11 protein-coding genes and 1 pseudogene are annotated in these 12672 nt (G+C 34.4%); 6 read left to right on the top strand and 6 right to left on the bottom strand.

What is annotated here, in order from left to right:
- The first annotated feature begins 70 nt into the window (after window positions 1–70).
- The 3 genes and pseudogenes from ACEN2K_RS00655 (at window position 71) to ACEN2K_RS00645 (ending at window position 2289) form a co-directional block, all read left to right on the top strand.
- Complete coding sequence (locus ACEN2K_RS00655) at window positions 71–457, top strand: hypothetical protein (RefSeq protein WP_441757378.1); 387 nt, start codon at window positions 71–73, stop codon at window positions 455–457.
- Between the two features lie 141 nt (window positions 458–598).
- Window positions 599–1549 (top strand): annotated as a pseudogene (locus ACEN2K_RS00650) (2-hydroxyacid dehydrogenase); the annotation flags it as partial.
- Window positions 1550–2007: 458 nt separating this feature from the next.
- Window positions 2008–2289 (top strand): TM2 domain-containing protein, encoded by a 282-nt coding sequence (locus ACEN2K_RS00645; RefSeq protein ID WP_441757377.1) that lies wholly within the window; start codon window positions 2008–2010, stop codon window positions 2287–2289.
- A gap of 56 nt (window positions 2290–2345) precedes the next feature.
- Here ACEN2K_RS00645 and ACEN2K_RS00640 read toward each other — a convergent pair whose 3' ends face one another.
- Complete coding sequence (locus ACEN2K_RS00640) at window positions 2346–4148, bottom strand: GNAT family N-acyltransferase (protein WP_441757376.1); 1803 nt, start codon at window positions 4146–4148, stop codon at window positions 2346–2348.
- A 137-nt stretch (window positions 4149–4285) separates the two neighbouring features.
- On the opposite strand from ACEN2K_RS00640, the gene ACEN2K_RS00635 reads away from it, so the two are divergent.
- The 3 genes from ACEN2K_RS00635 to ACEN2K_RS00625 all read left to right on the top strand — a co-directional run bounded on the left by ACEN2K_RS00635 (window position 4286) and on the right by ACEN2K_RS00625 (window position 7161).
- The gene (locus ACEN2K_RS00635) at window positions 4286–5050 is read left to right on the top strand and encodes an exodeoxyribonuclease III (RefSeq protein ID WP_441757375.1); all 765 of its coding nucleotides are present in this window, start codon (window positions 4286–4288) and stop codon (window positions 5048–5050) included.
- A 26-nt stretch (window positions 5051–5076) separates the two neighbouring features.
- Window positions 5077–6018: an OmpA family protein gene (locus ACEN2K_RS00630; RefSeq protein ID WP_441757374.1), complete on the top strand. Its 942-nt coding sequence runs from the start codon at window positions 5077–5079 to the stop codon at window positions 6016–6018.
- A gap of 105 nt (window positions 6019–6123) precedes the next feature.
- On the top strand, window positions 6124–7161 hold the full coding sequence (locus ACEN2K_RS00625) for an aldo/keto reductase (RefSeq protein WP_441757373.1): 1038 nt from the start codon (window positions 6124–6126) through the stop codon (window positions 7159–7161).
- A 92-nt stretch (window positions 7162–7253) separates the two neighbouring features.
- Here ACEN2K_RS00625 and ACEN2K_RS00620 read toward each other — a convergent pair whose 3' ends face one another.
- From ACEN2K_RS00620 to panC, 5 genes are all read right to left on the bottom strand, one after another.
- Entirely contained in the window at window positions 7254–9215 is a 1962-nt protein-coding gene (locus ACEN2K_RS00620; RefSeq protein ID WP_441757372.1) for a transglycosylase domain-containing protein, read from the bottom strand.
- 179 nt (window positions 9216–9394) lie between these two features.
- Window positions 9395–9805: a hypothetical protein gene (locus tag ACEN2K_RS00615; RefSeq protein ID WP_441757371.1), complete on the bottom strand. Its 411-nt coding sequence runs from the start codon at window positions 9803–9805 to the stop codon at window positions 9395–9397.
- Between the two features lie 95 nt (window positions 9806–9900).
- The gene (gene radA, locus ACEN2K_RS00610; RefSeq protein ID WP_441757370.1) at window positions 9901–11262 is read right to left on the bottom strand and encodes a DNA repair protein RadA; all 1362 of its coding nucleotides are present in this window, start codon (window positions 11260–11262) and stop codon (window positions 9901–9903) included.
- Between the two features lie 111 nt (window positions 11263–11373).
- Complete coding sequence (gene panD, locus ACEN2K_RS00605; RefSeq protein ID WP_441757369.1) at window positions 11374–11724, bottom strand: aspartate 1-decarboxylase; 351 nt, start codon at window positions 11722–11724, stop codon at window positions 11374–11376.
- Window positions 11725–11738: 14 nt separating this feature from the next.
- Entirely contained in the window at window positions 11739–12617 is an 879-nt protein-coding gene (gene panC / locus ACEN2K_RS00600) for a pantoate--beta-alanine ligase (protein WP_441757368.1), read from the bottom strand.
- Window positions 12618–12672 lie beyond the last annotated feature (55 nt).

The raw sequence follows: 12672 nt of genomic DNA, 5'->3' as shown, positions 1-12672 counted from the left end.
TGATGAAAAATCGAGTTAATCTTGACGCAACCAATAAAAGAATTTAGCATCTTATCTAAAACTACTTATTATGAAAAATATTATAGTATTAGGAGCCTTCTTGTTTACCTTCTTTAGTTGCTCAACCACCACAGAAACTACTGCAAAAACGCAATCTATTGTAGGTAATTGGGTTTTAGTTCAAATGAGCGGCGGTATCACTGGAAGAACTACCATTCCTGCAACTACAAACGAAATCCAAATCTCAAAATCAGAAATAAAATTTTATGAGAACGGGATTTTAATAGCAACAGAAGCGTACACAATTGAAACTAAAAAGTCGATCCTTGGCGGAGAGAAACCTATGGTGGTTTATAGTTCAGGAAATCCAAGTCAGACAATTGTTTTGGAAGGGGACAAACTGATTTTAAGTGATGAATGTTACGATTGCTATCAAAGAGAATATATTAAAAAATGATGAGGTCAGCCAGATTCAAGTAGTTTTTCTTAGTTAACAGGTTCTGATGCTGGTGGTATACTTGTTACAAAAAGACAAAGGGTATATTTTAGATTGTCAAATTCTAATTTGTAACTTTGGACAACACTAAATAAAACGAGTATGTTGCAGCCAGAAAATATTAAAATACTTCATATCGACAGTAATAATCCTATTCTGTGGGATCAATTGCAAGCACTAGGATTTACTAATCATGAAGATTTTACTTCAACTAAAGAGCAAATTGAAGCCAAAATTCAAGATTACCATGGTGTTGTAATTCGCAGTCGTTTTAAGATTGATAAACAATTCTTAGACAAGGCAATAAATTTACAGTTTATAGCTCGTGTAGGTGCTGGTCTAGAGAGTATAGAATGCGACTATGCTACAAGTAAGGACGTGACGCTAATTGCCGCCCCTGAAGGTAATCGAAATGCTGTTGCAGAGCATTCGCTAGGAATGATTCTTTCCCTTTTCAATAAATTAAATATAGCCGACAAAGAAATTCGTTCGGGACATTGGAATCGTGAGAGTAATCGTGGCCACGAATTGGACGGAAAAACCGTTGGCATCATCGGGTACGGAAACATGGGGAAATCATTTGCCAAAAAACTACGTGGTTTTGATGTGGAAGTACTGTGCTATGACATATTAGAAAATGTGGGCGATGTGAATGCAAAACAAGTATCGTTAGACGAATTTAAGCAAAAAGTTGATGTATTAAGTTTGCATATTCCGTGGACTCCGGAGACCAATAGAATGGTAGATGCCGCTTTTATCAATGGATTTGCGAAGCCATTTTGGATTATCAATACATCTAGAGGCAAAAACATTGTTACAGCTGACTTGGTTGCTGCGATGAAAGCTGGAAAAATAGTAGGTGCTGGGCTAGATGTTTTAGAATATGAAAAATTATCTTTTGAAACCCTTTTTCAAGAAGACAGTACTCCTGAAGCTTTTCAATATTTATTAGACGCACCAAATGTGATTTTGACTCCGCATGTTGCGGGTTGGACTTTTGAGAGCCACGAACGATTGGCACAGGTAATTGTCGATAAAATAAAAGACAAATATTTTGGTGCTACAAGTACTACCGTCGAAGAAAAGCGAGTTACTGGCATTGGCGGTTTTTTCTTTAAGTCTAAAAACTCAAAGGAACTAGTGGCTTGGTACGGCAAACATTTGGGATTAAAAACAGATGCTTATGGTGCTACATTTTGGTGGAAAGACAAAGAAGGAAACGATTGCTCTACCCAATGGTCTCCTTTTGCTGAAGATACCTCTTATTTTGCACCAAGCGAAAAAGAATTCATGCAAAATTTCAGAGTGCATAATTTAGAACAATTGTTAATCACTTTACAGGCTGAAGGAGTAACCGTAGTAGGGGAAATGGAGTCTTATGATTATGGAAAATTTGGATGGATTCTGGATCCAGAGGGAAATAAAATCGAACTTTGGCAGCCTATTGATGCTGCTTTTAAATAAATTTTATATATTTATTTGCTGATAACCAATCCTATAAAGATATAATCATGGAAAATTCAAAATACGAACATTGGAATAATCCACAACCAGTATATGAGAACAATAAAAAGTTAGCAGCAGGCCTATTAGCGATACTGCTGGCACCATTTGGAATTCATAAGTTTCTTTTAGGTTACACCAGTGAAGGTATTATATGGCTTGTTATTAGTTTGTGTACCTGTGGAACGGTGACAGCCATATTAGGACTCATAGAAGGAATTATCTATTTAACGAAATCAGATGAGGAATTTTATCAAACCTATCAAGTGAATAAAAAAGGATGGTTTTAAATATAAAAAAGTCTCGACATTGTCGAGACTTTTTAGTTTTATGAAAGAAGAAAGATTTAGTCTTCTTTTTCCGCTAGTTTGCGTTCTAATTCTGCTTGGAATTCCTCCATTACAGGTTTCATTGTGCTTTCAGGAATATCTGCAATTCTAATGTACATTAGTCCATCGACAGCATTATTGAATAATGGGTCTACATTAAAAGCAACCACTTTTGCATTTTGCTTAATGTATTTCTTGATCAATACGGGCAAGCGCAAAACACCAGGTTCTAATTCATCGATGATTTTGTCAAACTTATTCAAGTCGGCTTCTGTTTCATTAAATATGAAATCTTTGTCAGCATCTTTCAGTTTAACTTTATACGCTTTTTTTGGATGGATGTATTGAGCAATATAAGGGTCGTAATAGTTTGATTTCATAAACTCAATCATCAATGATTTTGAGAAATCAGAAAATTGATTGCTAATACTTACACCACCAAGCAAGTATTTATGCTCTGGGAAACGTAAAGTAGTATGAATAATACCTTTCCATAATAGGAATAATGGCATTGGTTTTTGCTGGTATTCTTTAATGATAAAGGCCCGTCCCATTTCGATAGAATTGTGCATCATATCATGTAATTCGGGCTCAAAACGGAAAAGTTCATTCAAGTAAAAACCTTCAATACCATGTTGAGGATAAATCTCAGAACCCAACCCCATACGATACGCACCAGCTATTTTTTTAGCATCTTCATCCCAAAGGAATAAATGGTGGTAATATTGGTCAAACTTATCTAAGTCAATGGATTCATTAGTTCCTTCCCCTACTTCTCTAAATGTTATTTCGCGCAAGCGTCCTATTTCATGCAATACATTAGGAATGTTTTTTGCTTCGGCAAAAAAGACTTCGTAGTTTTTACTTTGTAATAATCTGCAATCTGTATCGCGCAATGCATTTACTTCGGCAATCATTTTTTCGCCATTTGCAGGATTAGCAATTTCTTTAGGACTTTTTGGTAGCTTTAAATGCGGAGTAGTTAACAACTTACTTTCTTTCTCAAAAGGGTTGGCTAACATGTATGTTTTCCTTCTCAAGAATTCAGAGTAGGAGTCAAGGTCTTTGTGCTCGTTTTGCTCTGTAACAGAGATGGCTTTACCAATTCGAACTTTTATCACACGGTGTTTTTGGCTAAATACTTCAGAAGGAAGTTTAGCTGTGCGCAAGGTGCCACTAATTTTTGAAAGTAAATAAAACAGCCTGCTATTTTTGGCGTGAAAATAAATGGGAACAACAGGAACTTGTGCTTTTCGAATAACTTTGATAGCACCTTCTTCCCATGGTTTATCAACCATCAATTTCCCATCTTTATAGCTTGATACTTCTCCAGCAGGAAACATTCCTAATGGTTTACCATCGCTCAAATGGCGTAAAGTTTCTTTGATACCTACCACACTTGATTTAGCATCCTTATGGTTTTCAAAAGGATTTACCGGCATGATGTACTTTTTCAGGGGTTCAATACGGTGTAAGAGGAAATTAGCAATAATTTTAAAATTAGGTTCTCTTTCAAGCATTAATTTTAAAAGTAGTACGCCATCAATGCCTCCCAGTGGGTGATTTGAAATGGTGATGTAAGCACCATCCTTTGGTAAACGTTTTAAATCCTCTTCAGGAATTTCAAACTTAATTTGTAAATCGTCTATGATTCCATTAAGAAATTCAACGTCTTTTAAATGTTTATTTCTGTCGTAAAATTTATTGAGAGTAGATATTTTGAGTACTTTCATTAACAACCAACCGGAAAAGGTTCCGAAAACCCCATATTTTTCAGCATTTATTGCTTTTGCAACTTCTTTGGCGGTAACTAAACCCATTTATTTTTTATTTTTTGAGCGAAGAACAAAGATAGAAAAAAACTCTATTATCTGACCATTCTACCACTGGATTTTCGGGTATTTGTAGGAGATACTTTTTTATTTTTAGTACTTTTGAAAATCAAAATTGTAAAAAAATGAGAATTATCTCTTATAACGTGAACGGAATTCGTGCTGCGATTTCCAAAGGTTTCATAACATGGTTGCAACAAGCAGATCCCGATGTAATTTGTCTTCAGGAAATTAAGGCTTCTCCAGAGCAAATTCCGTTATTGGATTTTGAGTTGGCAGGATATCCTTATCACTATTGGTTTCCAGCAACTAAAAAAGGGTACAGCGGAGTTGCAATATTATCAAAAGTGAAACCAAATAATGTTGTTTTCGGTACGGGAATTGAGCACATGGATTTTGAAGGGAGAAACATTCGTGTCGATTTTGATGAGGTCTCTGTGATGAGTTTGTATTTGCCTTCTGGGACAAATAGAGAGCGATTAGATCATAAGTTTATGTTTATGGATGACTTTCAAAATTACATCACAGATTTAAAACAAGAGATTCCTAATTTAGTCATTTGCGGGGATTATAATATCTGTCATGAAGCCATTGATATTCATGATCCTATTAGAAATAAAAATGTATCTGGTTTCTTACCAGCTGAGCGTGCTTGGTTAGATGCATTTTTAAACAATGGATTTATTGACAGCTTCCGTTTTTTAAATAAAGAACCCGATAATTATACCTGGTGGACTATGCGAGTTCCTACGGCTAGAGCCAATAATAAAGGCTGGCGTATCGATTATTGTTTAGTGAGCGAACCTCTTAAAGAAAAAATAAAAAGAGCAGTTATTTTACCGGAAGCAAAACATTCTGATCATTGTCCCGTTTTAGTAGAAATAGCATAAGTTTAATTACAATTTAAAATTTAAATATGATAAAAAGAATTTCCTTAGGATTATTAGTGCTCACATTAGCAACTTCTTGTGTGTCTAAGAAAATATATACCGATTTAGAAAATAAGTTTACTGATTTAAAAAAAGAAAACAGAAGTCTGGCAGATGAGAATGCTGATCTTTTGTTAGCCAAAAATCAATTAGAGTTAGATCAAGATGCGCTGAAAAATGAAATGAATAAAGTAAAAGCAGAACGTGATAAGTCACTTGCTGATTATGCTGCTTTGAATACTAAAATGGCTGTGCTTCAAGATTCATACAAAGCATTAGAGAAAAATAGCAATGAAGCCTTGCAAGCCAATATGAGCAAAAATCGTGACTTGCTTGCTGAACTAGATGCTAAAGGAAAAGCCTTAGCTATTGAACAAGAACGATTGAGCAAGAGTGCGCAAAGATTACAAGAGTTAGAGTCTCTAATTGCTGCTAAGGAAGCAGCTATGAAAAAGTTAAAAGAAACGCTTTCTAATGCATTGAATAGTTTTGAAGGTAAAGGTTTAACAGTGGAACAAAAAAACGGAAAAGTGTATGTTTCTATGGAGAACAAATTGCTTTTCAATTCTGGAAGTTGGTCAGTAGGCCCAGAAGGAAAGAAAGCAGTTGTTGAAGTAGGGAAAGTATTAGGAGATAATCCTGATATCTCAGTACTAATTGAAGGCCATACTGACAATGATGGTTTTTCTAGTTCAGGTCCTATTGCTAATAACTGGGATTTATCTACTAAAAGAGCCACAGCTATTGTTGCTATTTTAAGTGAAAATGGCAAAATCAATAAGCAAAATCTTACTGCGGCAGGAAGAGGAGAGTTTTCTCCATTAGCTTCTAATGCAACTGCGGAAGGAAAAGCTAAAAATCGTAGAATCGAAATTATTTTAACACCGAGATTAGATGAAATAGCCGAAATGTTAAATGAGATCAACTAAACAGCTATTAATGAAACGTTAAAAAAGGTTCAAAGATTTTCTTTGAACCTTTTGTCTTATAAAACCTTTGTAACTTTGATCTTTGTAAAACAGAATCTTTAAAAAATGAAATATACTACTTTACCGAATACGGATATAAAAGTCAGCAAGATTTGTCTAGGGACAATGACTTTTGGACAACAAAATACAGAAGCTGAGGGACATGCCCAAATGGATTATGCTTTAGAAAATGGAGTTAACTTTTTTGATACTGCTGAGATGTATTCTATTCCAGCAAATGAAAAAACATACGGAAGTACAGAGAAGATTATAGGAACTTGGTTAAAAAAATCAGGAAATCGCGATAAAATTGTTTTGGCATCTAAAATTGCAGGTCCTAATCCAAATTTTACCTACATGCGTGAGAAAAATGACTTTTCTCCTGCAAGTATTAAATATGCACTAGAGCATAGTTTGCAACGTTTACAAACAGATTATCTTGATTTATACCAGTTGCACTGGCCTGAACGCAAAACAAATTATTTTGGACAACGCGGTTTTATACTACAAGATGATGAGTGGGAAGATAATATTCATGAAGTGCTGACTACCTTAGATGGTTTTATAAAAGAAGGGAAGATCAAACATGTAGGTTTGTCAAATGAGAATGCTTGGGGAATTATGCGTTTTCTAGAAGAAAATAAATACAACAACCTGCCCAGAATCAAAACAATACAAAACCCGTACTCGCTATTAAATCGTCTTTTTGAAACGGATTCTTCCGAAATCTGTGCTCGTGAAAATGTGGGACTGTTAGCGTATTCACCAATGGGATTTGGCGTTTTGTCTGGTAAGTTTTTAACTGGAGAAAGTCATCCAAATGCTCGCATTAACTTGTTTCCACAATATACGAGGTATAGCAGTGAACAATGTACAGAAGCAACGAAACTGTATCAGGAAATTGCGATTATGAATGGGTTGTCTTTAACAGAGTTGGCTTTAGCCTTTATTGAACAACAGCCTTTCTTAACAAGTACTATTATTGGCGCGACAACTATGGATCAATTAAAAGAAAATATTGATACCATTAGCGTAACATTGTCTGAGGATGTTTTAAAAGCAATTGATGGTGTGCAAGCAATAATTCCAAATCCTGCTCCCTAATCTTATGTAGTAGATTGAGAATATAAATCATTATAGAGCCCATAAAACAGTAGACTTGTTTGTGGGCTTTTTGGTTTCTGTAAGTTATGCACTTAAAATTCAAATTCGTCGGTAGCTGCTATGGAATCTAATTTAGTAGAATCTTGCACTTTAATTCTAAGATAGGAGCGTGCAGGACCAGAAATAGTTAAGGGATTAGCTTTGTATAAGGTATCGTCTACCGCTAGTAATCCTCTTCTAAGCATGATGTTTGTCAAGAAACGTTCTTGCTGAGTGGCAAATTCTTTTAATCTTCCCGAATCGTTAAATTGATACATGAATTTTTTAGGACTTGGAATAATTCTAGCGAGATACAAACACTCATTAAAGCTTAATTGTGAAGGCTCTTTTTGAAAATAAAACCGACTCGCTTCTTCTATACCGTATACATTTGGGCCCCATTCGATAATGTTAAAATAAACTTCCAGCATGCGTTCCTTGCTGACAATTCTATTATTTTCTAAGATGTAAACTAATAAAATTTCCTCTAATTTTCTAGAAACAGTTTTTTCTCGAGTTAAGAACACATTTTTAATTAACTGCATGCTAATGGTACTGGCACCGCGAGCAAATTTTTTAGTCTTTATGTTTTTTACGATCGATTGTTTGAAAGCTTCATTGATAAATCCATGATGAGAATAGAAAGATGGATCTTCGGTGGTCAAAACACATTTTTTAAGGTAAGGAGAAATGGCTCCCATAGGAGTATAATTAGGGTTGTTGTTCCCCACAAGAATTGGACGTTGCAATACATTTTTTATAATCGCTCTATAAATAAACTCCCCATTCAGTTTGTTTAAATTAGCCTCTCCATATTTGGTGATTTTTAAGTTATCTTTCTTAATATTACTATTAAATACGAGTTGGTCAGGTTTGTTTTTGTTGAATTTAAAATCAAGCTGATAATCAAATGTTCCTTCGGCAAGCATTCCTTGAAAATGTGTAAACAAACCATCCGGAAGAGAGTTGATGAAGTCTTGCGCTTTCATTTTTGGGATGTTTACTTTGAGCTGGTAAACAGTATCTGATGCGGTATTCAGTTCCAGATAAGGATGGAATTTAATGTTGTTAAACTGTGCAATTGAACTACTGTCGATGGCAATGAAATCTGATCCTAATAGTAAACGATAGTCAAAACGAGCTTTTTTAATTAGGACATCTTTGCTGGCTATTTTAGGATGATTGATTTTCAAATTAGCAATAGAGGTAAAACCATCTATGTGGAGTTTTCCGCCGCTGCGATCAATGTTCTCAATATTTAAGCGTATCGAATCAAAACTAGATATGAGGTTGTAACGTTCGTCAAAATAAGGCACTTTAATAGCGCCGGTATCTCGATTAAAGAAGTGTAGGTCAGCTTTTTTATTTCTAGGATCAGCAAAACCGTTAATTCTCCAGCGTTGTGCAAATGTATTTGTTTGAACATTAATAGCACTTTCCATCTGTGAATTAGCCAAAACCAATTGCTGGATATCAATGGTGGCTTTTTTACCATTATCATCCAGTTTAAACTTCAGGTTCTCAACCTTCATATCCGTGGGAATCAAGTTTAATGTTTTAGAAATGATGCGATAAGCAAAGGCTGCGTAATCTCTTTTTTCAGTAGACACTGTGGATGTGCTATCTTTTTTTAAAAAGGCTGCAAAGTTTTTTACATTCCCTTTCTGTACCAGTTGTACATATCCATTCTTTATTTTTAAGGTTCCTAACTGCACATTACCGGTAAATAATTTCCAAAAGTTGATGCTTGTTTGCATTTTTTGAATGCTAAAAAGGGTATCAGCATTTTTAGGAACTAATGTTATATGGGATAAGCTTATTGCGGTGAGACTTTCGAAATGTGCGTCTTTTACAGTGAATTTGCTATTGTATTTGTGATCTAGTTCAACAGTTGTGTTTTGAATTGCTTTTTTGAGTAGGGAGTCTCTAAAAATGAAAAAACCAATAAATGCCGTAATCAGTAGTAAGCATATTATAGAGAGGCTAATGATTAATTTTTTTTTCCAATTTTTCATTTACATAATGGTTTTTGAAGAAGTCGCTGCGGAAATTTATTTACTGGCAACAGCAACAAATTTAACTCAATAGTGCCAATTATATTTTAATAAGGGCACAATTTATCTTGCATTTTTGCAAATAAAAAACCACAATATTTAAATTGTGGTTTTTAAAAATATAAATTATAAATTCTTAATTAGTGATTGTAGAACTTTTTGACTTTCGCGACAATTTGGTTTGATGTCATACTATCTGCCGCTTCAACTGATTTTAGTTTACTGGAAAAAGCAGACTTCTCAGCGTTGATTTTATGCTGCAATTTAGTTTTTGTTTCTGCCGGACCAAAAATATAAAGCTCATCCGATTCATGCACATTTGAAATAATATCTTTTAAATAACTGTTGGTTTGATTTTTCTTTCTTTCGTCGAATGTTTTTTGGGAATCGATATGTTGATTTCCTAAAAAACTACCCTTATCTCCCTCTTTATCATGATAGACACGATTTTCTAAATCAGATTGAATTTCGGTTATTGATTCCTTTCCATCATTCAAAGTGACAATAATTGCTTTTTTTGAGTCGATCCAAATACCCGTTTGCTTCTTCATATCATTAATTTTTAAAATTTGTACTATAGAGAGTTATTGTATAAATTTACAAAAAATGTATTGAAAATCAGTGATTTATATTTTTTAAAATAGGTTTAACCAAATAACATGCTGGCTACATCTTCAATTTTAGCTACTAGTTGAATTTTAATTCCAGAATTTTTTATAGCAATTTTGTTGTATTTAGATACAAAGATGGTTGAGAAACCTAATTTTTCAGCTTCTTGTATGCGCTGATCTACGCGGTTCACAGGACGTATCTCTCCTGATAAGCCTACTTCGCCCGCAAAGCAAAAGTCCTTATTTACTGGGATATCTTCATTTGACGACAAGATGGCTGCAACTACAGCCAAATCTATCGCTGGATCATCAACGCTGATTCCTCCAGTTACATTTAAGAAGACATCTTTGGCGCCAAGCCTAAATCCGGCTCTTTTTTCAAGTACTGCTAAAATCATGTTTAACCGTTTAGCATTGTATCCCGTAGTACTGCGTTGCGGAGTTCCATAAACGGCAGTACTTACTAATGATTGTATTTCAATCATCAACGGTCGCATTCCTTCTAGGGTGGAAGCAATAGCAGTTCCTGATAATTCTTCATCCTTATGGGAAATTAATATTTCTGAAGGGTTAGAGACTTCTCTAAGGCCGCTTCCTAGCATTTCGTAGATGCCAATTTCGGCAGTTGAACCAAAACGATTTTTAAGGGAACGTAAAATACGGTAGACATGATTGCGATCGCCTTCAAATTGTAAAACAGTATCGACCATGTGTTCTAAAATTTTTGGACCAGCGATAGTACCGTCTTTTGTAATGTGTCCTATTAATATAACGGGAATATTAGTTTCCTTGGCAAATTTTATCAGCTCAGCAGTAGTTTCACGTATTTGTGAAATACTCCCAGCGGTAGATTCGATATAATCAGTATGCAAAGTTTGTATAGAGTCTATAATTACAATTTCAGGCTCTATAGCTTCAATTTGTTTGAAGATATTTTGGGTTTTGGTTTCTGTAAGAATGTAGCAATTGTCACTTGTAGGTGTAATTCTTTCGGCCCGCATTTTTATTTGTTTCTGACTTTCTTCACCAGAGACATACAGTGTTTTGTAGGGTAATTTTAAAGAGATTTGTAATAATAAGGTGCTTTTTCCAATACCCGGTTCCCCACCTAAAAGGGTTAGTGATCCAGGTACAATGCCACCTCCCAGTACACGATTTAATTCGGCATCTGTAGTATCCATTCGGACTTCCTGAGTAGAATCTATTTCGGTTATTTTTAATGGTTTTGGCGCTTTGTTAGAAGTGGTGTTTTCACTTTTCCATGCCACTTTTTCTTGCTTTTGAATAATCTCTTCTGCAATAGTATTCCATTCTTTGCAGGAATTGCATTGTCCTTGCCATTTCGCATATTGTGCTCCGCAACTTTGACAGAAAAAAGTGGTTTTTACTTTGGCCATAGGTAAGCTTACTAATTTATTAAATACTGAAAAAAAAAGACAATAGATGTAACAGCTATTGTCTTTTAGATTGTAATGTTAAAGTTACATTTATTTTTGAACTAATATTTATTACGTTAAAGAATTATCTTTTTCATTTGGAAAAATAATCCAAGGTTTGAACGTTTTTGCTTCTTCAAATTCTAATGAAGCATAAGCAATAATGATAATAATATCGTCTTTTTGAACTTTTCTGGCTGCTGGTCCGTTAAGGGTTATTTCACCAGAATTTCTTTCGCCTTTAATGGCGTATGTGTCAAAGCGTTCGCCATTGTTAATGTTTACAATGGAAACTTTTTCTCCTTCTATAATGTTTGAAGCTTCTAAAAGGCTTTCATCAATAGTAATACTGCCAATATAATTTAAGTCGGCTCCAGTAACTTTTACTCGATGAATTTTTGATTTTAATACTTGAATTTGCATGCTACAAAAGTAAATTAATTTAATGATATGGTGTCAATCAATCGGATATTATTAATAAAAACGGCAATAAATGCACGGTATTTCTTAGTTTCATTTTTGGTTTCACAAGGTAGTAAGGTGGCTTCTTCGGCAATTTGAAAATATTCTAGTTCGAATGCTGAGTTATTACTAAAAGCATTTTCAACCCATGTACTGACTGACTGAACGGTTTCGTTTTCAAATTTTTCTTTAGCGGTTAGTAATGTTTTATATATAAAAGCAGCTTCCTCCTTTTCAACGGAGGAGAGTCGTTCGTTTCTCGAGCTCATGGCAAGTCCATTAGCTTCTCTATATATAGCACAACCTTTTACATTTACAATAAGATTGTTTTTCTCAACCATTTTTTTAACAATTTGTAATTGTTGAAAGTCTTTTTCTCCAAAGTAGGCATTTGTGGGACTAACGATTTCAAATAGTCTTTTCACGATTGTTCCTACTCCATCAAAATGCCCTGGTCTGAATTTTCCTTCCATTTGATGTTCTAAACCATCAAAGTCAAATTTTTGCGAAAGCACATTGCCTTCATAAATATCATCAACCGTGGGTGCATAAATAATAATATTGTTGCTTAAACCTGCAATTTTCTCAACATCTTGTTCTAAAGTTCGAGGGTATTTTAGTAAGTCTTCAGGGTTGTTGAATTGTGTAGGATTAACAAAAATACTGACTACAGTATAGTCGTTTTCTACCAGGGATTGTTCCATTAATGAAAGGTGACCTTGATGTAAAGCACCCATAGTAGGAACAAAACCAATAGTGGAATCAGTAGTTTTAATAGAGGTCAAATAGGCTATTAAAGCTGCTTTTCCATTGAAAATATGCATGGTTGTTTTATTTAAATTATATGCAAACATAATATATTAGTTAATAACTGCATAAAATTTTGTAATTTTGCATGGTTTTTATTAC

The sequence above is a fragment of the Flavobacterium sp. W21_SRS_FM3 genome (genome assembly GCF_052113625.1).
In the GTDB taxonomy this organism is placed as follows: domain Bacteria; phylum Bacteroidota; class Bacteroidia; order Flavobacteriales; family Flavobacteriaceae; genus Flavobacterium.
The sequence above is the reverse complement of the archived record's forward strand: the minus strand, read 5'-3'. Positions and strand labels throughout refer to the sequence as shown.